This is a genomic window from Amycolatopsis sp. NPDC059021 (assembly GCF_042739895.1).
In the GTDB taxonomy this organism is placed as follows: Bacteria; Actinomycetota; Actinomycetes; order Mycobacteriales; family Pseudonocardiaceae; genus Amycolatopsis.
In genome coordinates this window covers 117,904-138,787 of the sequence record NZ_JBHYIQ010000014.1, presented here as the reverse complement: position 1 = coordinate 138,787, position 20,884 = coordinate 117,904, and the positions used below count along the sequence as shown (strand labels likewise).

Below are 20,884 nucleotides of genomic sequence, written 5' to 3'. Positions count from 1 at the left end.
GGTGGGGGGTTTTGGGCGACTTTGCCCGGCTGTCTGGGTAGCCACCCCCCCTTCAGCGCGTCTTACGAGACGAAAGTCCCCTTCAGCCCAGGGCGGCGCGGAGCCTTCGGTCGCGTTCGGCGGGGGTCTGGCGCGGACAGCTGGTGCACTTCGGGTTCCCGGCTTCGTAGATGAGGCAACATGAAGCCCGCCGCACGACCGGCGAACGGCCGACCCGGACGAAGCGCGGCGACGGCATCCCGAGCCCGATCGCGGACACCAACGGCGAAGCGAGTGTCATGGCGCGCTCCGGATCGGACGTCCACAGTAGACGGTTGCCGATGGAATCCGTGGCGATCGCCCCCAGCGCCCGAGGATTCGCCCCCGAGACGGAAGCGATGGTACGGATCGCGGTTCCCAACGCCTCCGAGAACGCGGTACCCAACTCGACCAGATCTGCGGACAACGGCCGGGACGAACGCGCGCCGAGGAAGCGGCCGTCCGAAACCATGTCCAGCGAAACGGCGTCCAGCGAGGGATCCAGCGCGACACCGGTGGAGACCAGCGACTCCAGCGACGGCGCCACCAGCACCGACGACAGCGAGTACCACCAGATCGTCCCGAGCACTTCCGGCCGCGCGCAGCCGTAGAGCTTCGCCGCGCCGCCGATCCGCGCGCGGACCCACGCGGGGTCGGCGAGCAGGGTGGCGGGCTCGGTCAGGTCCGGGTTCATTCCGTCACCGCGCGATAGACCGACACCGCGAACGACGTCGTGACGTCGACAGGCGAGGCGAGCGCTTCGAGGCGGGCACGCCGGTCGTCGGTGAGGTGATGCGCCGTCGGGCCCATGTCGACGACTTCGCGGATCAACTCCGGCGAGAATTCCACCCGATTGGTGACCTCGATCCGACTCGTCCGGGTGAAGTATTCGCGCAAGGTGCGCTCCAGTCGTTCGTCCTTCCGTTCGTCCACATCGAGCACGAGGTCGCCGAGTTCGCGCAGATGGCCCGCCGTCGGCGTCGCGACCACCAGCAGGCCACCGGGCGCCAGCACGCGGTGGAACTGCGCGGCGTTACGCGGCGCGAAGACGTTGAGCACCATCGACGCCACGTCGTCGGCCACCGGCCACGGCTCCCACAGGTTCCACACCGCCGCTCCGGCGCGTTCGTGGGCGCGGGCGGCACGGCGCAGCGCGATCGCGGACACGTCGAGCGCGAGGCCGGCGGCCTTGGGCGCGGCCTCGAGCGCGTGGGCGAGGTAGTAGCCGGTGCCCGCGCCCGCGTCGACGATCAGCCCGTCGCCGGCGTGGGTCGCGGCGAGCCGCGCGAGGACTTCGGCGAGCGGCTGGTAGACGCCGGATTCGAGGAACGCCACGCGCGCGGCGACCATCGGCGCGGTGTCGGCCGTCCCGGCCGGGATTCGCGCGTGCAACAGGTTCACGTAGCCCTGCTTCGCTACGTCGAACGAGTGACGTTCGGCGCAACGCAGCGTGCGATCGGCTAACCCGACCGGGGTCCCGCACACCGAGCAGCGCAGCGCGTCCACGACACGGGGTGGCAGTGGGTCATTGGCCTGCCCGGGGTGAGTCATGGACATATTCGACCACGACGTTTCGCAATCGGACAGCACACCACAGGTGACGGGAAACCTGGACGTAACAAGCGGGCAACCACAGTTCACGCACGTGAAACCTGATTCGGCGCCCGGTGAAACACCGCGCACCAAAACTTCCCCGTCAGACACCCACGGCACGGGAGGAAGATTGTGCTGAACGCAGGAGATACAGCGTGGGTACTGGTCAGCGCCGCGCTGGTCATGCTCATGACCCCAGGACTGGCGTTCTTCTACGGCGGCATGGTCCGCGCGAAGAGCGTGCTGAACATGCTGATGATGAACTTCATCGCACTCGCCGTCGTCGGAGTGCTGTGGGTGCTGTACGGCTTCTCGATGGCCTTCGGTAACGACGCGTTCGGAGGCCTGCTCGGTAACTTCGACCTCGCGGGACTGTCCAACACGGTCGGCAAGCTGGCCGGTCTCGCCGTCGCGGCGACCGACACCGCGCCCGCCGTCGCTTGGCCGGGGCCGGACGCGCTGCCGGTGCTCGCGTTCGTGATGTTCCAGCTGATGTTCGCGATCATCACGCCCGCGCTGATCTCCGGTGCCATCGCCGACCGCGCCAAGTTCTGGGGCTGGACGCTGTTCGTCGCGATCTGGGTGACCGTCGTGTACTTCCCGGTCGCGCACTGGGTGTTCTCGTTCGACGGCTTCATGGGTGCGGAGAACGCCGGCGGCTGGATCGCCAACAAGCTCAAGGCACTCGACTTCGCCGGTGGCACCGCGGTCCACATCAACGCCGGTGCCGCGGGCCTCGCGCTGGCGATCGTGCTCGGCCGCCGCAAGGGCTGGCCGAAGGACACCGGGCGCCCGCACAACGTCCCGTTCGTGTTGCTCGGCGCGAGCCTGCTGTGGTTCGGCTGGTACGGCTTCAACGCCGGTTCGGCGCTGGCCGCCAACGACGTCGCGGCCGTCGCGTTCACCAACACGACCGTCGCCACCGCGGCCGCCGTCCTCGGCTGGCTGGTGGTCGAGCAGCTCAAGTTCGGCAAGCCGACCACGTTGGGCGCCGCCTCGGGTGCCGTCGCGGGCCTGGTCGCGATCACCCCGGCCGCCGGATTCGTCAGCCCGCTGGGCGCGATCGCGATCGGCGTCATCGCCGGCGTGCTGTGCGCGCTGGCCGTCAGCCTCAAGTACCGCTTCGGTTTCGACGACTCGCTCGACGTCGTCGGCGTCCACCTCGTCGGCGGTCTCGTCGGCACGCTGCTGATCGGGTTCTTCGCCACCAAGAGCGTCAACTCCGCCGGCGCCGACGGCCTGTTCTACGGCGGCGGTCTCGGCCAGCTGGGCAAGCAGGCACTCGCCGCGGGCGCGGTGCTCGTCTACTCGTTCGTGCTGTCCTTCGTCATCGGCTGGGTGATCAAGAAGGCGGGCGGCTTCCGCGTCAGCACCGAGGACGAGGTCAGTGGTATCGATGAGGCCCAGCACGCGGAGAGCGCGTACGACTTCACGGGCATGGGCGGCGGCTTCGGCCATCCGAGCCCCTTCCCGGCGAAGTCCGCGACCGCCACGAAACTCGAGGAGAGCAAGGCATGAAGCTGATCACCGCGATTGTCAAACCGTTCACGCTCGACGACGTCCGGTCCGCGCTGGAACAGCTGGGCGTGCTCGGCATGACGGTCAGCGAGGTGCAGGGCTACGGCCGCCAGAAGGGCCACACCGAGGTCTACCGCGGCGCGGAGTATTCGGTGGACTTCGTGGCCAAGCTGAAGATCGAGGTCGTCACCGACGATTCCAACGTCGAGAAGGTGCTCACGGCGATCACCACCGCCGCGCACACCGGCAAGATCGGCGACGGGAAGGTGTGGGTCACCCCGGTCGACACGGTGATCCGGGTACGGACCGGCGAACGCGGCTCGGACGCCCTATAGGCGATTCGGATGACCGACGGGGGTGAGCTGGTCAAGGCCACCGAGCGGCTGCTCGAGGGCAGACACGGACGGCTGGGCGCGGCGGCTCTGCGCGCCGCCCTGGTCGACCTCTACGAATTCTGGCTCGGCAAGGGCGCCACGGCGGCCGGTGTCGACACCGCCGATCCCGGTGTCGCGCTGGTCGCCGTCGGCGGCCTCGGCCGCCGCGAGCTGGTGCCGTTCTCCGATCTCGACCTTGTGCTGGTGCACAACGGGAATCCCGAGGTGGGGAAGATCGCGGACGCGCTGTGGTATCCGCTCTGGGACGCGAAAATCGGGCTCGACCATTCGGTGCGGACACCCGGCGAGGCGGTCAAGGTCGCCTCGGAGGACCTGCGCACCGCGATGGGTCTGCTCGACGCGCGGCACCTCGCCGGGGACGCCGGGCTCACGGAGCGGCTCGGGGTCGCGGCGCGAGACCAGTGGCGGCGCACCGCGCGTAAGCGGCTCGACGAGCTGGCCGAGGCGGTGCGGCTGCGCTGGCGGCGCAGCGGCGAGATCGCGCAGTCCGCGGAGCCGGATCTCAAACACGGCAGGGGTGGCCTGCGGGACTTCGCGGTGCTCGAAGCGCTGGCGGCGGCCCAGCTGACGGCCCGTCCCGGCGAAGAACTCCTCGCGGCGAAGGAACTTCTGCTCGACGTCCGCACCGAGCTGCGTCGCGAACTGCGGCGTGAGCGGGACGTGCTGGCCGCGCCGGAGGCCGAGCTCGTCGCCGCCGAACTCGGCTTCGGCGATCGATTCACCTTGGCGCGCAAGCTTTCCGGGGCGGGACGGACGATCGCGTACGCGGTGGACGTCGCGTTGCGTTCCACTGTGGAGGCACCGAAGTCACGGTTCGGGCGACGTCCGGTGCGAACGCCGTTGGCGGAAGGTGTCGTGCTGCACGGGAACGAGGTCTCGCTCGCGCGGGACGCCGTTCCCGCGCGTGATCCGGCGTTGCTGCTGCGGGTCGCCGCGGCTTCCGCGCGGACCGGGAAACCGATTGCCCACGGGACGTTGCGGGCGCTCGCGGAGTCGGCGCCGGAACTGCGGGCGCCGTGGCCGGAGGACGCGCTGAACGCGCTGGTGGAACTGCTGGGCGCGGGGGAGGGGATGGTCGACGCCGTCGAGGCGCTGGACCGGACCGGCCTCTGGGCGCGGCTGTTCCCGGAATGGGGTGCGGTGCGCGACCTGCCGCCGCGTTCGCCGGTGCACGCCTGGACCGTCGACCGCCACCTGGTACGGGCGTGTGTCGAGGCGGCGAAGCTGACCACCACGGTGGCGCGGCCGGACCTGCTGCTCATCGGCGCGTTGCTGCACGACATCGGGAAGGGCCGCGACGCGGACCACTCCGAGCTCGGCGCGGCGATCTCGGCGCAGGTCGCGGCCAGGCTCGGACTGTCCGAAAAGGACGCCGCGACGGTGTCCGCGATGGTGCGGCACCATCTGCTCCTGCCGCACACCGCGACGCGGCGGGACATCGGCGACCCGGCGACGGTTTCTCGCGTGGTCAAGACGTTGGAAAATGACACCCTGCTCATCGAGCTGCTGCACGCGCTGACCAAGGCCGATTCGCTCGCGACCGGGCCGGGCGTGTGGACCGACTGGAAGGCCAGGCTGCTCGCCGAGCTCGTGTCCGGCTGTGAGGAAGTCTTGCGGGGCAAGGGTTTCTCGGAACCCGGGCCGATGGACGACGAACAGCGGGAGCTGGTCGCCGAGGCGGTCGCGTCGGGCAGGGGCGAGGTGCGGATCAGCGCACACGGCAAGGTCGTCACGGTCATCCTCGCCGTGCCCGCGCGTGCCGAACTGCTCGCGCCGGCGGCCGGGGTCCTCGCGCTGAACTCCCTGGAAGTGCACTCGGCGTTGCTGCGGGCGCACGAGGGCGGCCGCGCGGGCGTCTTCACGGCGTCGCCGAAGTTCGGCTCGCTGCCCGACGTCACGTTGCTGCGTGAGCAGTTCGCGCGGGCGGTGGCGGGCACGCTGCCGCTCACCCAGCGGCTCGCGGCGAAGGAACGCGACTACGGCGGCGCGGTGTCGGTCGCCGAACCGAAGGTGCTGTGGTTCGACGACGAGACGAGCGGGCCGGACACCGTCGTGCTGGAACTGCGGGCGACCGACCGGATCGGCCTGCTGTTCCGGATCGCCGGGGCGCTGCGCCGGTGCGAGGCCGAGGTCCGCTGGGCCAAGGTCGCGACGCTGGGCGGCGCGGTGGTCGACTCGTTCGCCGTCACCCCGCGCGCCGGCCGGGTCAACCCGGAGTGGCGCGCGAAGGTGGAACAGGCGGTGCTGGCCGCGGCTTCCTGATGCGGTGTCTTGCGCGGGGCGCTTCGAGAGACTAGGCAACTGCCATGGACATCAAGCGCCTCGCGCGGGACGAGCGGCTGGATTTCGCGGCCTTCCTCGAAACGCTGACACCGGAGCAATGGGACGCGCCGACGCTGTGCGAGGGCTGGAGCGTCCGCGACGTCGTCGCGCACGTGATCAGCTACGACGAACTGACCCCGCGCGACCTGGTCCGCCGCTTCGCCAAGGGCCGGTTCACGCCCGGCAAGGTGAACAGCGTCGGCGTGACCGAGTATGTGCGGCGCGGCCCGGACGAGCTGGTGGCGTTGCTGCGGAAGTACGCCGAACCGCGCGGGCTGACCGCCGGGTTCGGCGGCGGGATCGCGCTGACCGACTGCCTCGTCCACCAGCAGGACATCCGCCGCCCGCTCGGCCTGCCGAGGACGATCCCGGGGGAGCGGCTGCTGCCCGCGCTGCGGCTCGCGCTGTTCGCCCCCGTCATCCGGGGGTTCTGGCAGATCAGGGGTGTCCGGCTGGTCGCCACCGACCTCGACTGGTCCGCGGGGTCCGGGCCCGTGGTCCAGGGACCCGCCGAAGCCTGCCTGATGGCCCTTGCCGGACGTCGTGGCGTCGCGGGCGAGCTTTCCGGGCCAGGACAAGCGAAACTCGCGGCCCGGCTCGGCTGACGCTCCGCTAGGCGAGGTCGACGACCTCGTGCAGGCCCAGCTTGCGGTTGAGCGCTCCGGCCGCCCGGGTGACGACGGCGCGCGGCACCAGCCGGGGGAGCCAGGTCAGGGTCCGGTTCAGCGCCCGGCTCGCGGCCCGGCCCGGGTAGGACACCGCGCGCCGCCGGGCGTAGTCGTCGAGCGTGCGCGCGGCGACGGTATCCGGTGTGTCGGCGACGGCCGGGTTGATCGTGGCCGAGGTGCCGTCGAAGAAACCGGTCGCGATCGGGCCGGGGTGCGCGGCCATGACGTGGACGCCGGTGCCGCGCAGTTCCTCGGCGAGCGCCTCGGTGAACGAGAGCACGAACGCCTTGGTCGCGGCGTAACTGGCTTGGTACGGCATGGGCTGGAAGGCCGCGGTGGAGGACACGTTGATGACGCCGCCACGGCCGCGCGCGACCATCTCGGCCCCGAGCGCGTGGGTGAGCGCGAGCAGGCCGCCGACGTTGAGCCCGACCGAGCGCAGCTGCGGCGCGAGCGGGCGGCCGAGGAACGGGCCCGCGCTGCCCGCGCCGGCGTTATTGAGCAACAGGTCGACGGTCGGGCCGCGGTCGCGCAGCGCCTGCAGGACCCGCTCCGGGCCGTCCTCGGTGGTGAGGTCGGCGGCGATCACCTCGGCCACCGTGCCGCTCGTTCAGCTGTCCGGCGAGTTCCCGCAGATCCCGTTCCGAACGGGCCAGCAGGATCACCCGCGCTCCCCGGCGAACCAGCTCCTCGGCGTACGCCCGCCCCAGCCCCCTGGACGCACCGGTGACGAGCGCGGTGAGGCCGCGATAGCCGTCTTTCACAGGATCCTCCACTAGTTCGAGACTCGAAGTATCGACGGTAGCAGAATACTTCGAGGCTCGAAGCATAGGTAGGATGGCGGCATGCCCGCGTCCGATCTCGTCACCGCGATCGCCGCGACCTACGACATCTGGATGCGGACCGTCGACCGGATCGGGCCGGTGCTGGCGGAGCACCGCCTGACCCCGGCGACGTTCCAGGCGTTGTGGGCGATCGATCCGGACGAGCAGCCGCCCTCGATGAAGGTGCTGGCCGAACGCCTCCACTGCAACGCCCCGAACCTGACCTTCGTGAGCAATCAGCTCGCCGGCCGGGGCCTGGTGGAGCGTGCCGTGGACCCGGCCGACCGCCGCTCCCGCGTGCTGGTCGTGACCGCCAAGGGCCGCCGGGTGCGCGACGAGGTGGTCCGCGCCGCGCTGGCGGAGACGCCGCTGGCAGCGTTGGCCGACGGCGAACTGCGGCAGCTGGTCACCCTGCTGAACCGTGTCCTCCCGGCTGACTGAGCACGCTTCGGGGTGTCGGCGGGGCCGCCGGGAGCGGCGATGGCAGGATGGCTGACTGATCGGCTCGGACGAGGTACGCGGAAGGGCGGTGAACGCGGTGCTGGAGCACAATCCCCCGCGGCTTTCGCTGCCGCCGACCGTCGTCGCCTCCCATCTGCGCGCCTGTGCCGAAGAACTCGCGGATTCCCTGCGCACCACCGGTTCCGCGGCCACCGCCGCCGAACTCGCCGAGGTCGTCACCCAGCTGGTCGCCGGGCAGCAGGCTCTCGCGAGCGCTCTCGCGGGGCTGGCGAGCCGGGTCGACGCCGGGTCGGGCGTCCTCGCGGCGGCACCGCCGGTGGACGTCGAGGTGGTCACCGAGGTACTCCGTGCGGCGGCCACCGCGGTCGGCTGTTCGGCCGACGCGCTCGGTGAAGCGGTCCCGTCGTTCGAATGTCTGAGCGAATCCGTGGGCCCTGACACCCGTTTGTAGCTGTCCGGCGCCGCGCCCGCGTGTCTAGCCTGGAGCTGCGGAGGTGGGCGCTATGCGGGCGGTGTGGAAAGGCACGATCGGGTTCGGCAGTTACGCCATTCCGGTGAAGGCTTACGGGGCTACCGAGGAGCGCGGCGTCGCGCTGCACCAGGTGCACGAGCCGGACGGCGGACGGGTCCGGGTGCGGCGGGTCTGCGAGGTCGACGGCGCCGAGGTCCCGGCCGGGGAGATGGTCAAGGGGTTCCCCGTCCCCGGCGGCGACGTCGTCCTGCTGACCGAGCAGGAACTCGCCGGGCTGCCGCTGCCGACGGCACAGTCGATCGACGTGTGCGGGTTCGCGCCGCTGGAGGCGATCGACCCGGTGTACTTCGCGAAGAGCTACTACCTGGAGCCGGAACCGGCGGGCACGAAGCCGTACGTGCTGCTCAGCGAGGCCCTGCAGCAGTCAGGGCGGGCCGCGGTGGTCAAGGTGGCCCTGCGGCAGCGCGAGACGCTCGGCGCGCTGCGGGTGCGCGACCAGGTGATCGTGCTCGAAACCATGTTCTGGCCCGACGAGATCCGCACGCCCGATTTCCCGTTCCTGCACGAGGACGTCGAGCTGCGCGAAGGGGAACTGCGACGCGCGGTGAACCTGATCGAGGAGCTGACCGGCGATTTCGACCCCGGCCGCTACGCCGATCGCTACCGTGAAGCGCTGGAAGCCTTGATCCAGGCGAAGATCGACGGCTCCGACGTCGTCCAGCCGACCGCCGCCGAGCAGGCCGAGGGCGTCACGCGGCTGCTGGCGGCGTTGCAGCAGAACGTCGTCGAGTCCGCGCGGGCGCCGGAAGCCGCCGTCGGGCGGGCCAAGGCCGCCGCGGAGAAGGCCGCGAAAGCCAAGGGGCGCGCGAAAAAGGCGTCGGCCAAGGCACACGGGCGGGCGAAATCCACGCGCTGAGTAGGACTACTCAACGCGGAATGGGGGAGTTCACGCTGCCCCGGGTACCGGTGTGCGCGGCAGACTCCTTGTCGCGCGGACGGTTCCCGGGGAGGTGAGCCTTCCGCCCTCAGGGCTCCGGGGCCCGGTCCGTGGGGAGCGGCCCGGCTCCGGAACCCGCGTCTTCCGGCGGGGAGGCCGGACAGCGGTCCGTGGGGGCCACACCGAGGGACCTGTAGTCCCTCAAGGAGGCCCCCACGGACCATCAGGCTCAGACCAGTGCGACGGCCTTCTGGATGACCGTCGCCGGGCTCGGCTGGTTCGCCATCTCGTCCCGGACCTCCGCGGCGGCCTGGGCGAACGCCGGTTCGGTGAGCAGCCGTTCCACCAGGCCCCGCATCGTCGCGACGTCGGTCGTGGCGGCGTCGCAGCGCAGCCCGACCCCGCGGTCGGCGACCCGGTCGGCGGAGAGGAAGTTGTCCGCGAACGCCGGGAGCACGAGCTGCGGGATGCCGTAGTACAGCGGCGCGGCGGTGGTGCCGGAACCGCCGTGGTGCACGATCAGCGAGCACGTCGGCAGGAACATCGACAGCGGCACGAACCCGGCGGGCCGCACGTTGGCGGGCAGGGTGCCGAGCGCGGAGAGATCCGCCGACCCCGCGGCGAGGACGACCTCGACGTCCATCTCCCCGAGCGCCTCGACCACGACGGTCAGGTTGCTGGTGCCGGACAGGAGCGGGACGACGGTGCCCAGCGTGACGCACACGCGTGGCCGTCCGGGCCGTTCGAAGACCCACGGCGGGGCAACGGCGCCGCCGTTGAACGGCACGTAGCGCATCGGCCACCACGGCGCGCCGTCACGCGGGTCCGTCTCGTCGCCGGTCATCCCGCCCATGCTCGGGGCGCGCGGGTCGATCCGCGCGAGCACCTTCGCCGGGCCCGCCTCGAAGCCCAGTTTCGCGGCGAGATGCTGCGACAGCGGGTCGTCGGTGGCGAAGGTCGAGTGCTCGCGCCGCCATTCCTCGTCCCGCATCGACCACGAGACGCGGTTGCCCACTTCGAGCACCGGGAGGCCGAGTGCGGTGGCGGCCAGCGCACCGGCGGCGTGGTCGGACGTGGTGACGATCAGCTCGGCCCCGAACGCCCTGGCCGCGGCGAGCGTGCCCTCGGTCATCGTCAGGGTGAAGACCCCGAACGGATTCCCCGAGGCGGCGACGAGCTTCTCCTCGTCGGAGAGATCCTTCTCGGCGGGCGGCGTACTGCCGGGGCCGACCTTCGCCATCAGTTCGGCCCAGACGTCGCGGTCCGGGAAGACGTCGACGGCCGGGAGCCCGGCGCGGGCCCCGGCCTCGGTCATCTCCGAGGTCGTCGCGAGCAGGATTTCGTGGCCCGCCGCGCGGGCGGCCCAGACGAGCGGGACGAGCGGCAGCATGAGCCCGTAGCCCGGTGCCGCGCAGAACATGATCTTCATTTCGGCTGTCGACCCCCTTGATCACCGGGCAGCCTAGCCAGCCGCCGCCACGGCGACGACCCGGATAATTCGGGCGAAGGGGCGCGGTACCTCCGAGGCCGTCTCCCCGGAACGACTACCCTCGGAAGATGCCGGGCCAGGTCCGGCGCGCAACGACGACTCAGCTGGAGCGTGCACACCCGTGTTCGACACCCTCTCCGACCGCCTCACAGCGGCCCTGCAGACCCTGTCGCGCAAGGGCAGGCTGTCCGACGCCGACATCGACGCCACCGCGCGCGAGATCCGCATCGCCCTGCTCGAGGCCGACGTCGCGCTGCCGGTGGTCAAGGCGTTCATCGCGCAGGTCAAGCAGCGGGCCAAGGGTGCCGAGGTGCACGGCGCGCTGAACCCCGCGCAGCAGGTCATCAAGATCGTCAACGAGGAGCTCGTCGGGATCCTCGGCGGCGAGACGCGGCGGCTGAACCTCGCGAAGAACCCGCCGTCGGTGATCATGCTCGCGGGTCTGCAGGGTGCCGGTAAGACCACGCTCGCCGGGAAGCTCGCGCTGTGGCTGAAGAAGCAGGGCCACGCGCCGATGCTCGTCGCCTGCGACCTCCAGCGCCCCAACGCCGTCACCCAGCTCCAGGTCGTCGGCGAGCGGGCCGGGGTCGTCACGTTCGCGCCCGAGCCGGGCAACGGCGTCGGCGACCCGGTCGACGTCGCCCGCCGCGCGATCGCCGAGGCACGCCACGCGCAGCACGACGTCGTCGTGGTCGACACCGCCGGCCGTCTCGGTGTCGACGAAGAACTCATGAAGCAGGCCGCGGACATCCGCGACGCGGTCGAGCCGGACGAGGTCCTGTTCGTCGTCGACGCGATGATCGGCCAGGACGCGGTCACCACCGCGGAGGCGTTCCGCGACGGCGTCGGCTTCACCGGCGTCGTGCTCACCAAGCTCGACGGCGACGCCCGCGGTGGTGCGGCGCTGTCCGTCCGCGAGGTCACCGGCCAGCCGATCCTCTTCGCCTCCAACGGCGAGAAACTCGAGGACTTCGACACCTTCCACCCGGACAGGATGGCGTCGCGGATCCTCGGCATGGGCGACATGCTCACCCTGATCGAGCAGGCCGAGCAGGCCTTCGACCAGGAGCAGGCCGAGCAGGCGGCGCAGAAGCTGACCAGCGGCCAGCTGACCCTGGAGGACTTCCTCGAGCAGATGCTCGCGGTCCGCAAGATGGGCCCGATCGGCAACCTGCTCGGCATGCTGCCCGGCGCCGGGCAGATGAAGGACCAGCTCGCGCAGGTCGACGACAAGCACCTCGACAAGCTCCAGGCGATCATCCGCGGCATGACCCCGGCCGAGCGGGACGATCCGAAGCTGATCAACGGTTCCCGGCGGCTGCGCATCGCCAACGGTTCCGGCGTCACCGTGCGCGAGGTCAACGACCTGGTCAACCGCTTCTTCGAGGCCCGCAAGATGATGGCGCAGATGGCCGGGAAGTTCGGGTTCGGCGGTGGGGGCGGCGGCAGCAAGTCGCGCAAGGGCAAGAAGGGGAAGAAGGGCAAGGGCCGCGGCCCGACGCAGCCCAAGGTGCGCGGCGGTTTCCCTGGCGGCATGCCGATGCTGCCGCCCGGGGGCGGGATGCCCGGTGGCGCGCCCGACCTTTCGCAGCTCGGCGGCATGAACGACGTCCCGGGCTTCGACCCGTCGAAGTTCAAGCTCCCCAAGCAGAAGTAAGTGACCGCGCTGCACCTGGCCGGGGTGATCCTGCCCGGCGGCGAACCGGGCGAGCTGTGGATCGACGGCGGGCGGATCTCGTTCACCCGCGTGCCGGGCGCGGAAACCCTGACGCGGGAAGGCTTTCTCGTCCCGGGGCTGGTCGACGCGCATTGCCATCCCGGGCTCGCCGCGCACGGCCCCGCGACGCTGGAGGAAGCCGCCGAGCAGGCCACCGCGGATCGCGACGCGGGGACGCTGCTGATCCGCGACTGCGGCCTCCCGCTGGACGTCCGCCCGCTGCAGGCCCGCGCGGACCTGCCGACGATCATCCGCGCCGGGCAGCACCTCGCGCTGCGCAAGCGGTACATCCCCGGGTTCGGCCTGGAACTGGACGACCCGTCGCAGCTGCCCGCCGCGGTGGTCGAGCAGGCCCGCGACGGCGACGGCTGGGTCAAGCTGGTCGGGGACTGGATCGACCGTGGTGCCGGCGACCTCGCGCCGCTGTGGCCGGACGACGTGCTGGCCGAGGCGATCGCGGCCGCGCACGCCGAGGGCGCCCGCGTCACCGCGCACGTGTTCGGCCAGGAAGCGCTGCCGGGCCTGATCGCGGCCGGGATCGACTGCCTCGAACACGGCACCGAGCTGAGCCCGGAGCAGCTGGACGAGCTGGCGCGCCGGGACATCGCGCTCGTGCCGACGCTGATCCAGATCGAGAACTTCCCCGAGATCGCGGACAAGGCGGGCAAGTACCCGACGTACGCGGCGCACATGCGCGCGCTGCACGCCGGTGTCGGCGAGATGGTCGCCTCCGCCGTCGAAGCGGGCGTACGCGTCTTCGCGGGCAGCGACGCGGGTGGCATGGTCGAACACGGCAGGCTCGTCGACGAGATCGAGGCGCTGCACAAGGCCGGGATGCCCGCGGAACAGGCGCTGGGCCAGGCATCGTGGGCGGCGCGAGAGTGGCTCGGGCACCCGGGCATCGCCGACGGCGCCCCGGCCGATCTGCTCGTCTACCCGGCCGATCCGCGCGAGGACCTCGGTGTGCTGCGGCATCCTGCACACATCGTGCTGGGCGGCACGGTTTTCGCCTGACCCCTGTTTTCCTTGCGGGGCAAGCACCTTTAGCGTGACGTTCGTGGATGGTCCGGAGGGAGCGCGACGGCGCGCGGGTCTCGTCCTCGGCGCCCATTGGGGGTTTCTCGCGTTCTTCGCGGGCATCGCCGGGTACCACGTGGTCAACCTGGCGATCACCGTGGTCATGAACCGCCATCTCGGCGAGTTCGATCCGCTGGAGCTGCACGACATCGGCCCGTTGCTGCTCCTGGCGTTCCTGCCGAACCTGCTGCTCGGCCTCGGCCCCGTCGCCGGTTCGCGGATCTGGGGCGCGGGGCTGCGTGAGGATTTCGGGCTGGTGCCCACCTGGCGCGACGTCCGGATCGGCCTCGCCTGCGGGGTGCTCGCGCTCGTCGCCGGGTTCGCGCTGAACCTGCTCTCGATCGCGGTGTATGGCACCGGGGACGGCACCGACGTCAGCGACAGCCCGCTCACCGACCTCGCCGACACCTACCGTGGCGACACCGTATGGCTGGTGCTGGCCGCGGTGATCGTGGTCCTCGGGGCCCCGGTCACCGAGGAACTGCTCGTGCGCGGCACGCTGTGGAACGGGCTGTCGCACCACCGGATCCCGTCCTGGGTGGTGCTGGTGCTGACCGCGCTGGTGTTCGCCCAGCTGCACGGCGAGCCGACCCGCGTGCTCGCGTTGTTCGGCCAGGGACTGGCCATCGGGCTGGCGCGGTATCTCAGCGGCCGCGTGGGCGCCGCGGTCGTCGCGCACGCGGCGAACAACCTGCCGCCCGCGGTGTTCCTGTTCGTCGGAACGGGTGGTCTTCCGCTCGCCGTCCACTGAACTGTGTCATTTGGGACATGCACCTCGTGCGATGCGACGTAGCGTGAACGCGTGGCCGAATTGATCAGCTGTGGGTAACGTGGTCGGCACTGTACGGGATCGTGGAGACGGTTAGGCTCGTCGCGGCAGCCGAACAGAACACCGGAGGACCGGCGTGACGACTTCCCAATCCGGGGAATCCCTTCCGGGTACCGCGCCGTTATCGGAGGACGTACTGAGCGTCGCCCCGCCCCCGTCCCACCGCTGGGGATTCGGCGCCTTCCTGCTCGTGGAAGCCGTCCTGATCGCTTCGGCGGCGTTCATCAGCGCCATCGTCGGCGAGTCGCCGGGCCAGCCGCTGCCCATGCGGGTCGTCCTGCTCGGCACGATGCTGCCGACCATGATCGCGGCCGGGGCCGCGGTGCTGATCACCTACGTCCGCGGCAACGGCCCGCGCGTGGACCTGCGGCTTTCGTGGAACCTCTCGGACGTGCGCGTCGGGCTCAAGTTCGGCTGCGTCGGGCTGGTCTGCACGACCTTGGGGGCCTACGTCTGGACCCAGATCGTCGGCAACGCGAACGCGTCGTCGGCGATCAGCGCGCTGGTCGAGAACCGGAAGATGGCGGTCTCCGCCGCGATCGTGATGTTCGTCTACCTCTGGCTGATCGGCCCGATCTGCGAGGAGGTCATCTACCGCGGCCTGCTCTGGGGCGCGGTCGAACGGCTGCAGTGGCGCAGCGAGCGCTGGGGCAGGGTCGCGGCGTTCCTGCTGTCCACTGCGGTGTTCGCGGTCAGCCACCTCGAACCGCTGCGGACCACGTTGCTGCTGCTCATCTCGGTGCCGATCGGCCTGGCGAGGCTGTGCACCGGACGGCTGCTCGGCAGCGTCGTGGCGCACCAGATGAACAACTTCCTGCCCGCGGTGGCGATCCTGGTCTCGTCGCTCGGGCTGGCCTCGTTCTGAGCCCGGCTGCAGGGGCCGGAGGGCCGATCTGGCAGAATGTTCGCTTGCCCGCTTCCGCCGGACCCTCTCACCGCGCGGGAGCTCCTGACCTTCGGGTGCCCGCGTCCGTATCCCCACTCGGTTCGCGTGTGCCCGCCCTTGCATCGAGAGAACTGAGGAGTACCCACACCCGTGGCCGTCAAGATCAAGCTGCAGCGCCTCGGCAAGATCCGTGCGCCGTACTACCGCATCATCATCGCCGACGCGCGTACCCGCCGGGACGGCAAGGCCATCGAGACGATCGGCAAGTACCACCCGAAGGAAGAGCCCAGCTTCATCGAGGTCGACTCCGAGCGCGCCCAGTACTGGCTGGGTGTCGGCGCGCAGCCGACCGAGCCGGTGCAGCGCATCCTGGAGATCACCGGCGACTGGCAGAAGTTCAAGGGCCTGCCGGGCGCCGAGGGCACCCTGAAGGTCAAGGAGCCGAAGCCGTCCAAGCAGGACCTGTTCAACGCGGCGCTCGCCGCGGCCGGTGAGGAGCCCGCCACCGAGGCCATCACCGCCAAGAAGAAGTCCTCGAAGAAGGCCGACGCCGACAAGGCCGAGGCTGAGGGCGAGAAGAGCGAGGCGTGAGCTTCCTGGCCGACTCCCTCGAGCACCTGGTCCGGGGCATCGTCGACAACCCGGACGAGGTCCGGGTCGAGCTGCTGACCACGCGTCGTGGCCGCACGCTCGAGGTGCACGTGCACCCCGACGACCTGGGCAAGGTGATTGGCCGGGGTGGTCGCACCGCGACCGCTCTGCGCACCGTGATGGGCGGTATCGGTGGCCGGGGCGTCCGCGTGGACGTCGTCGACACCGACCGCTGACCAGCACGGGACGATCGACATGGACGTCGTGGTCGGCCGCGTCGCCAAGGCGCACGGTATCCGGGGCGAGCTCGCCGTGGACGTGCGCACCGATTCGCCGGAACGGCGTTTCGCGATCGGCGCGGTCGTGACGACGAAGCTGCGTGACGGCAGCAGCAGGGCACTCACCGTGGCAGCCGCCCGCGAACACAGCGGGCGGCTGCTGGTGCGTTTCGAGGAGGTCCTCACCCGCGACGTCGCCGAGATGCTGCGGGGCGCGATGCTGCTCGCCGACACCGCCGAGCTGCCGGCGATCGACGATCCCGACGAGTTCTACGACCACGAGCTGGCTGGCCTGCGGGCCGAGCTGACCGACGGATCGGTGGTCGGGAAGGTTGTCGAGGTCGTGCACTCGCCCGGCGGTGAGCTGCTCGAACTCGACCGCGACGGGGACTCCGTGCTGGTTCCGTTCGTCAAGGCCATCGTGCCGGTGGTCGACGTCGCGGGCGGGCGCGTTGTGCTCGACCCGCCCGAAGGCTTGCTGGACGCCGATTGAGGCATCGTGAACGACAATGGCGGAGCCCGCTCACGAATGCCGATCGGGTGCGGGTGTCCCGCAGGATGTTGAGGGGAATCATGCGAGCTGCCGTTGTCGGTGCCGTGCTGCTGGTGTTCGCCGCGCTGCTGACTCCGGCCGCGCAGGCCGCGGGCCCGGTCTACGGCGACTTTTCGATGATGTTCCAGCGCAGCGCCGGGCAGTACGCGCCGCCGGGGGAGCAGGCGTTCCAGTGGGCGTGGTCGCCGCAGTCGGCGACCGAATCGCACATCTCCTGGGGTGACCCGAAGACCTGGCCGCCGTCCTATGCCGAGCACTTCGTCCGCTCCGGTGACTGGGTGCTCCTGGACGGCTGGGGCGGCAACGGGACGTACTACCGCCAGCGCGTCACCAGCGAAACGCGATGCGACGCCGCGGGCGCGAACTGCGTCGCCCTTCCTTCCGACGGCGACCGCCAGCACTACGTCCTCTGGAACGTCCCCGCGGCGAACTACCAGCTGCGTGCCGAGGGCACCATCACCGAGGAAAGCTCCGGTAAGACCTTCCAGTTCACGCACACGCAGACCTGGGGCGCCCCCGCGCCGTGCTCGTCGGCACGGTTCGGCACGCGGACCTGCGTCACGCAGAGCGAGGCGTGGTCGGACAACAACGGCCTGCCCGCGGGTTCGCCGGGCCGCGAGACGCTGCGGCGCGACATCAAGATCGCGCAGGGACTCGGCATGGCCTTCCGGATCGACCAGCAGGTCCCGTCGCCGTGGCACGCCGAGGCGACGCAGTACTGGAACTGGTGACCCGCGTGCGTATCGACGTCGTCACCATCTTCCCCGAATACCTCGACCCGCTGCGGGCCGCGCTGCTCGGCAGGGCGATCGACCGCGGGCTCATCGAGATCGGCGTCCACGACTTGCGGAACTGGACGCACGACGTGCACCGCGCCGTCGACGACGCGCCGTACGGCGGCGGGCCCGGCATGGTGATGAAGCCGCAGATCTGGGGCCCCGCGCTGGACGAGGTCTGCGGCGAGAAGAGCAGGCTCGTCGTGCCGACCCCGGCCGGCCGCCCGTTCACCCAGGAGCTCGCGCACGCGTACGCGGCCGAGGAGCACCTGGTGTTCGCGTGCGGGCGCTACGAGGGCATCGACCAGCGGGTCGTCGACGACGCCGCCCGCCGCATGCCGGTGGACGAGGTGTCCATCGGCGACTACGTGCTCGTCGGCGGCGAAGCGGCGGTGCTGGTCATGGTCGAGGCCGTCGTCCGCCTGCTGCCGGGGGTACTCGGCAACGCGCGCTCGGCCGCCGAGGACTCGTTCTCCGACGGTCTGCTGGAAGGCCCCAGTTACACCCGGCCGGAGGTGTGGCGCGACCTCGCCGTCCCGGAGGTCCTGCGCTCGGGAAACCACGCGCTGATCGACCGCTGGCGGCGCGACCAGGCACTGGAGCGGACTGCCCGGCGCCGCCCCGATCTGCTCGCGGCGCTGCCGGAAGACAGCCTGGACCAGCACGATCGTGCCGTGCTCGACGGGCTGGCGGGGGACTAGGTCGCCCCCTGGCGAGTGCGAGCCGACGGCTCTGTCATACTTGACCGGTTGGTGTGAGTGGACCCCGTCGTCCACGAGCCCGCCGACAGCTCCCGGGAACGGCCGCAGTCGTACTACCGCGCGCGCCCGGGACCCGTGAACACCAGCCATACGAATCGACGAGGACGGACCACCGATGAACACCCTGGACGCGCTGGACGCGCAGTCACTGCGTTCCGACATCCCGGCTTTCCGCCCGGGCGACACGCTGAAGGTCCACGTCCGCGTCATCGAGGGCAACCGCGAGCGGAATCAGATCTTCCAGGGCGTCGTCATCCGCCGCCAGGGCGCGGGCATCCGCGAGACCTTCACCGTCCGCAAGGTCTCCTTCGGCGTCGGCGTCGAGCGCACCTTCCCGGTGCACTCGCCGAACCTCGCTCAGGTCGAGGTCTTCAAGCGCGGTGACGTCCGCCGGGCGAAGCTGTACTACCTGCGTGATCTGCGCGGCAAGGCCGCGAAGATCAAGGAGCGCCGCGAGAGCCGCGAGACCAAGTCTGTTTCCTGAGCAGCCGCTCGGTTACCGGTAGCCTGGCTCCGTGGTCGAACCCGTGTCCCAGAACGCGCCCGAGGATGAGCCCGAACGTCCGGAAGAGGAACGTCCGTGGCGTTCCCGCTCCGAGGAGCGCCACGGGGCACACCGGCGGGCGAAGCCCCGTTCGAAGAAGAAGCGGTCGTTCTGGAAGGAACTGCCGATCCTGCTCGTGATCGCCCTGGTGCTCACGATCCTGATCCAGACGTTCCTCGCGAAGGTGTTCATGATCCCCTCGGGATCGATGGAGGCCACGCTGCACGGGTGCACCGGCTGCACCGGCGACCGCATCCTGGTCGACAGGGTGACCTACGACTTCACCGATCCCTCCCCGGGTGACGTGGTGGTCTTCAAGGGCCCGCCCGCCTGGACACAGAACGAGATCCCGCCGCAGGAGCCGAGCAACTTCGTGGTGCGCGCGCTGCGCGGCCTCGGCTCGCTGGTCGGGTTCGCCCCGCCGGACGAACGCGACTTCGTCAAGCGGGTGATCGCGACCGGCGGCCAGACCGTGCAGTGCTGCGACGCGCAGAACCGGCTCATCGTGGACGGCAAGGCGCTCGACGAGCCCTACGTCCACTGGGACGACCCGAGCCAGCAGACCCAGTCGTCGTTCCCGCCGGTGAAGGTGCCGGACGGCAGCCTGTGGGTGATGGGCGACAACCGGAACAACTCCAACGACTCGCGGTTCCAGGGTGGCGGCGGGCCGGCGGGGGCGGTCCCGGTCGCCGATGTCATCGGCAAGGCGCGGATCATCGTGCTCCCGCCGAACCGCTGGGGTGGCATCACCGACCACAACCCGCAGGAGAACGCGCAGGCGGTGGCCTTGGGCGCCCCGGCGTGGCAGAGCGGTCTCCCGCTCGGCGCCGGCGTCGCGGCCGCGTGGCCCACGCTGTTCGTGGGCAGGAAGCTGACCGCGGGCGTCCGCAAGGCGGCCGCCGGACGGAAACGCCGGACCTGACTTCCCGGACGGGGTAATCCAGCCTTGACAGTTCCCGTTCCCCGCGCCGCGGCCGAGCCGCTGCGGCCACCCCGCGCCGTGGTGCGCGGCGAACTCTTCTGGGGCCTCCAGGGCGCCCTCGAACGCCGGGGTCTCGGCCCGGTCGCCGGAGTCGACGAGGCGGGGGCGGGCGCCTGCGCGGGCCCGCTCGTCGTCGCCTCCTGTGTGCTGAAGCCGGGTGACGCGGCCCGCCTCCCCGAGCTGACCGATTCGAAGATGCTCACCGCCAAGGCCAGGGACCGGGTCTACGACCGGGTACTGGCCAGGGCGCTGGACTACACGGTCGTCGTCGTCCCGTCCACCGAGGTCGACCTGCACGGGATTCGGGTGATGAACCTCGAGGCCATGCGGCGCGCGGTGGCGGGCCTGCGTGAGAACCCGGGCTATGTGCTGATCGACGGTTTTCCCGTGCCGGGTATGCCCGCGCCGAGCGTGGCGGTGATCAAGGGCGACCGGTCCGTCGCGAGCATCGCCGCGGCTTCCGTGCTGGCGAAGGTGACCAGGGATCGGATCATGGCGGGCCTGCACGAGGATCTGCCGCACTACGGCTTCGACGTGCACAAGGGCTACAGCACGGCCGATCACATCGCCGCGCTGACCGAGCACGGGCCGAGCGCGGCGCACCGCTGGTCCTACACGAATGTGGCGACCGCGGCCGCCGCCCACGGCCTCACTCCGCCGCATCAGGTGGTGCTCACCTACGCCGCGCTGGAAAACCCGAGCGTGCCGGTCCGTGCCCTGGCCCGCCAGGTGGGTAACAATGAACGCTCCGCCGCACGCGCGGCAGGACGATCGCGAGGAGGGGCGCGGGTTTCATGAGCGCTGAGGATCTCGAGAAGTACGAGACCGAGATGGAGCTCTCGCTGTACCGCGAGTACCGCGACATCGTCGGCCAGTTCTCGTACGTGGTGGAGACCGAGCGGCGGTTCTACCTGGCCAACGCGGTGGACGTGCAGGTCAGGGACGGCGGCGGCGAGGTGTACTTCGAGGTCCGGATGTCGGACGCCTGGGTGTGGGACATGTACCGCCCGGCCCGGTTCGTCAAGCACGTCCGGGTGATCACCTTCAAGGACGTCAACGTCGAGGAACTCGACAAGCCCGACCTGCGGCTGCCCGAGGACGGCCCCTTCTCGGGCTGAGCCCCCTAGCACCTCCCACCGACGGTTTCGCTGTCACGGGCACCGTGACGGGCCCGTTCATCCACAACCCCCCG

Annotated in this window: 25 protein-coding genes; 20 read left to right on the top strand and 5 right to left on the bottom strand. The window is 70.8% G+C overall.

The features are described 5' to 3' along the window. Positions 1 to 82: 82 nt before the first annotated feature. Together ACFWX1_RS11435 and ACFWX1_RS11430 are read right to left on the bottom strand one after the other, a co-directional pair. Complete coding sequence (locus ACFWX1_RS11435) at positions 83 to 712, bottom strand: (2Fe-2S)-binding protein (protein WP_378386261.1); 630 nt, start codon at positions 710 to 712, stop codon at positions 83 to 85. Further along, positions 709 to 1,569, bottom strand: coding sequence for a putative RNA methyltransferase (locus ACFWX1_RS11430; RefSeq protein ID WP_378386259.1), 861 nt, complete (start codon positions 1,567 to 1,569; stop codon positions 709 to 711). Before ACFWX1_RS11430 ends, ACFWX1_RS11435 begins: the two co-directional genes overlap by 4 nt. Before the next feature lie 174 nt (positions 1,570 to 1,743). Here ACFWX1_RS11430 and ACFWX1_RS11425 point away from each other — a divergent pair, with 174 nt between their 5' ends. From ACFWX1_RS11425 to ACFWX1_RS11410, 4 genes are read left to right on the top strand one after another with little or no spacing between them, the layout of a single operon-like run. Further along, a complete protein-coding gene (locus tag ACFWX1_RS11425; RefSeq protein ID WP_378386257.1) occupies positions 1,744 to 3,129 on the top strand; it encodes an ammonium transporter in 1,386 nt (461 codons plus the stop codon). Beyond that, positions 3,126 to 3,464 carry a P-II family nitrogen regulator gene (locus tag ACFWX1_RS11420; RefSeq protein ID WP_378327340.1) on the top strand — a complete coding sequence of 113 codons (339 nt, stop codon included), beginning with the start codon at positions 3,126 to 3,128 and terminating at the stop codon, positions 3,462 to 3,464. The genes ACFWX1_RS11425 and ACFWX1_RS11420 overlap by 4 nt, the downstream gene beginning before the upstream one ends. Before the next feature lie 9 nt (positions 3,465 to 3,473). Next, on the top strand, positions 3,474 to 5,786 hold the full coding sequence (locus tag ACFWX1_RS11415; RefSeq protein ID WP_378386255.1) for a [protein-PII] uridylyltransferase: 2,313 nt from the start codon (positions 3,474 to 3,476) through the stop codon (positions 5,784 to 5,786). A 44-nt stretch (positions 5,787 to 5,830) separates the two neighbouring features. Then, entirely contained in the window at positions 5,831 to 6,451 is a 621-nt protein-coding gene (locus ACFWX1_RS11410; RefSeq protein WP_378386253.1) for a maleylpyruvate isomerase family mycothiol-dependent enzyme, read from the top strand. A 7-nt stretch (positions 6,452 to 6,458) separates the two neighbouring features. On the opposite strand, the gene ACFWX1_RS11405 is transcribed toward ACFWX1_RS11410, so the two are convergent. Together ACFWX1_RS11405 and ACFWX1_RS11400 are read right to left on the bottom strand one after the other, a co-directional pair. Next, positions 6,459 to 7,112, bottom strand: coding sequence for an SDR family NAD(P)-dependent oxidoreductase (locus ACFWX1_RS11405; RefSeq protein WP_378386251.1), 654 nt, complete (start codon positions 7,110 to 7,112; stop codon positions 6,459 to 6,461). Continuing rightward, the gene (locus ACFWX1_RS11400) at positions 7,009 to 7,344 is read right to left on the bottom strand and encodes an SDR family NAD(P)-dependent oxidoreductase (RefSeq protein ID WP_378386249.1); all 336 of its coding nucleotides are present in this window, start codon (positions 7,342 to 7,344) and stop codon (positions 7,009 to 7,011) included. Before ACFWX1_RS11400 ends, ACFWX1_RS11405 begins: the two co-directional genes overlap by 104 nt. 15 nt (positions 7,345 to 7,359) lie before the next feature. Between ACFWX1_RS11400 and ACFWX1_RS11395 the strand changes: the two genes are divergently transcribed. The 3 genes from ACFWX1_RS11395 to ACFWX1_RS11385 all read left to right on the top strand — a co-directional run bounded on the left by ACFWX1_RS11395 (position 7,360) and on the right by ACFWX1_RS11385 (position 9,188). Further along, on the top strand, positions 7,360 to 7,779 hold the full coding sequence (locus ACFWX1_RS11395; protein WP_378386247.1) for a MarR family winged helix-turn-helix transcriptional regulator: 420 nt from the start codon (positions 7,360 to 7,362) through the stop codon (positions 7,777 to 7,779). An 88-nt stretch (positions 7,780 to 7,867) separates the two neighbouring features. After that, positions 7,868 to 8,251, top strand: a complete 384-nt coding sequence (locus tag ACFWX1_RS11390) for a hypothetical protein (RefSeq protein WP_378386245.1) — start codon at positions 7,868 to 7,870, stop codon at positions 8,249 to 8,251. A 52-nt stretch (positions 8,252 to 8,303) separates the two neighbouring features. Further along, complete coding sequence (locus tag ACFWX1_RS11385) at positions 8,304 to 9,188, top strand: Ku protein (RefSeq protein ID WP_378386243.1); 885 nt, start codon at positions 8,304 to 8,306, stop codon at positions 9,186 to 9,188. A gap of 250 nt (positions 9,189 to 9,438) precedes the next feature. Here ACFWX1_RS11385 and ACFWX1_RS11380 read toward each other — a convergent pair whose 3' ends face one another. Beyond that, positions 9,439 to 10,638, bottom strand: a complete 1,200-nt coding sequence (locus ACFWX1_RS11380; protein ID WP_378386241.1) for a nucleotide disphospho-sugar-binding domain-containing protein — start codon at positions 10,636 to 10,638, stop codon at positions 9,439 to 9,441. Positions 10,639 to 10,819: 181 nt separating this feature from the next. Between ACFWX1_RS11380 and ffh the strand changes: the two genes are divergently transcribed. The 13 genes from ffh (at position 10,820) to ACFWX1_RS11315 (ending at position 20,810) form a co-directional block, all read left to right on the top strand. Then, positions 10,820 to 12,355 carry a signal recognition particle protein gene (gene ffh, locus ACFWX1_RS11375; protein WP_378386239.1) on the top strand — a complete coding sequence of 512 codons (1,536 nt, stop codon included), beginning with the start codon at positions 10,820 to 10,822 and terminating at the stop codon, positions 12,353 to 12,355. After that, the gene (locus ACFWX1_RS11370) at positions 12,356 to 13,429 is read left to right on the top strand and encodes an amidohydrolase family protein (RefSeq protein ID WP_378386237.1); all 1,074 of its coding nucleotides are present in this window, start codon (positions 12,356 to 12,358) and stop codon (positions 13,427 to 13,429) included. It begins immediately after the preceding gene. Between the two features lie 43 nt (positions 13,430 to 13,472). Beyond that, positions 13,473 to 14,243 (top strand): CPBP family intramembrane glutamic endopeptidase, encoded by a 771-nt coding sequence (locus ACFWX1_RS11365; RefSeq protein WP_378386236.1) that lies wholly within the window; start codon positions 13,473 to 13,475, stop codon positions 14,241 to 14,243. 154 nt (positions 14,244 to 14,397) lie between these two features. Next, complete coding sequence (locus ACFWX1_RS11360) at positions 14,398 to 15,186, top strand: CPBP family intramembrane glutamic endopeptidase (RefSeq protein WP_378386235.1); 789 nt, start codon at positions 14,398 to 14,400, stop codon at positions 15,184 to 15,186. A gap of 171 nt (positions 15,187 to 15,357) precedes the next feature. After that, a complete protein-coding gene (gene rpsP / locus ACFWX1_RS11355; protein WP_378327326.1) occupies positions 15,358 to 15,798 on the top strand; it encodes a 30S ribosomal protein S16 in 441 nt (146 codons plus the stop codon). After that, positions 15,795 to 16,034: an RNA-binding protein gene (locus tag ACFWX1_RS11350; protein ID WP_003103110.1), complete on the top strand. Its 240-nt coding sequence runs from the start codon at positions 15,795 to 15,797 to the stop codon at positions 16,032 to 16,034. Before rpsP ends, ACFWX1_RS11350 begins: the two co-directional genes overlap by 4 nt. 19 nt (positions 16,035 to 16,053) lie before the next feature. Beyond that, the gene (rimM, locus tag ACFWX1_RS11345) at positions 16,054 to 16,569 is read left to right on the top strand and encodes a ribosome maturation factor RimM (RefSeq protein WP_378386283.1); all 516 of its coding nucleotides are present in this window, start codon (positions 16,054 to 16,056) and stop codon (positions 16,567 to 16,569) included. An 80-nt stretch (positions 16,570 to 16,649) separates the two neighbouring features. Continuing rightward, the gene (locus ACFWX1_RS11340; RefSeq protein ID WP_378386233.1) at positions 16,650 to 17,360 is read left to right on the top strand and encodes a hypothetical protein; all 711 of its coding nucleotides are present in this window, start codon (positions 16,650 to 16,652) and stop codon (positions 17,358 to 17,360) included. A gap of 5 nt (positions 17,361 to 17,365) precedes the next feature. Continuing rightward, a complete protein-coding gene (gene trmD, locus ACFWX1_RS11335) occupies positions 17,366 to 18,106 on the top strand; it encodes a tRNA (guanosine(37)-N1)-methyltransferase TrmD (protein ID WP_378327369.1) in 741 nt (246 codons plus the stop codon). 175 nt (positions 18,107 to 18,281) lie between these two features. After that, positions 18,282 to 18,650: a 50S ribosomal protein L19 gene (rplS, locus tag ACFWX1_RS11330; RefSeq protein ID WP_378386232.1), complete on the top strand. Its 369-nt coding sequence runs from the start codon at positions 18,282 to 18,284 to the stop codon at positions 18,648 to 18,650. 31 nt (positions 18,651 to 18,681) lie between these two features. Then, positions 18,682 to 19,632, top strand: coding sequence for a signal peptidase I (lepB, locus tag ACFWX1_RS11325; protein WP_378386230.1), 951 nt, complete (start codon positions 18,682 to 18,684; stop codon positions 19,630 to 19,632). A gap of 78 nt (positions 19,633 to 19,710) precedes the next feature. After that, positions 19,711 to 20,490, top strand: a complete 780-nt coding sequence (locus ACFWX1_RS11320; protein ID WP_378386281.1) for a ribonuclease HII — start codon at positions 19,711 to 19,713, stop codon at positions 20,488 to 20,490. Next, complete coding sequence (locus tag ACFWX1_RS11315) at positions 20,487 to 20,810, top strand: DUF2469 domain-containing protein (protein ID WP_003096226.1); 324 nt, start codon at positions 20,487 to 20,489, stop codon at positions 20,808 to 20,810. Before ACFWX1_RS11320 ends, ACFWX1_RS11315 begins: the two co-directional genes overlap by 4 nt. The last annotated feature ends 74 nt before the right edge of the window (positions 20,811 to 20,884 follow it).

What these genes read in the sequence shown, in the direction of transcription:
- ACFWX1_RS11435 (WP_378386261.1), bottom strand. Translation starts at nt 712, where the DNA reads ATGAACCCGGACCTGACCGAGCCCGCCACCCTGCTCGCCGACCCCGCG.
- ACFWX1_RS11430 (WP_378386259.1), bottom strand. Translation starts at nt 1,569, where the DNA reads ATGACTCACCCCGGGCAGGCCAATGACCCACTGCCACCCCGTGTCGTG.
- ACFWX1_RS11420 (WP_378327340.1), top strand. Translation starts at nt 3,126, where the DNA reads ATGAAGCTGATCACCGCGATTGTCAAACCGTTCACGCTCGACGACGTC.
- ACFWX1_RS11415 (WP_378386255.1), top strand. Translation starts at nt 3,474, where the DNA reads ATGACCGACGGGGGTGAGCTGGTCAAGGCCACCGAGCGGCTGCTCGAG.
- ACFWX1_RS11410 (WP_378386253.1), top strand. Translation starts at nt 5,831, where the DNA reads ATGGACATCAAGCGCCTCGCGCGGGACGAGCGGCTGGATTTCGCGGCC.
- ACFWX1_RS11400 (WP_378386249.1), bottom strand. Translation starts at nt 7,344, where the DNA reads ATGCTTCGAGCCTCGAAGTATTCTGCTACCGTCGATACTTCGAGTCTC.
- ACFWX1_RS11395 (WP_378386247.1), top strand. Translation starts at nt 7,360, where the DNA reads ATGCCCGCGTCCGATCTCGTCACCGCGATCGCCGCGACCTACGACATC.
- ACFWX1_RS11385 (WP_378386243.1), top strand. Translation starts at nt 8,304, where the DNA reads ATGCGGGCGGTGTGGAAAGGCACGATCGGGTTCGGCAGTTACGCCATT.
- ACFWX1_RS11380 (WP_378386241.1), bottom strand. Translation starts at nt 10,638, where the DNA reads ATGAAGATCATGTTCTGCGCGGCACCGGGCTACGGGCTCATGCTGCCG.
- rimM (WP_378386283.1), top strand. Translation starts at nt 16,054, where the DNA reads ATGGACGTCGTGGTCGGCCGCGTCGCCAAGGCGCACGGTATCCGGGGC.
- ACFWX1_RS11340 (WP_378386233.1), top strand. Translation starts at nt 16,650, where the DNA reads ATGCGAGCTGCCGTTGTCGGTGCCGTGCTGCTGGTGTTCGCCGCGCTG.
- rplS (WP_378386232.1), top strand. Translation starts at nt 18,282, where the DNA reads ATGAACACCCTGGACGCGCTGGACGCGCAGTCACTGCGTTCCGACATC.
- ACFWX1_RS11315 (WP_003096226.1), top strand. Translation starts at nt 20,487, where the DNA reads ATGAGCGCTGAGGATCTCGAGAAGTACGAGACCGAGATGGAGCTCTCG.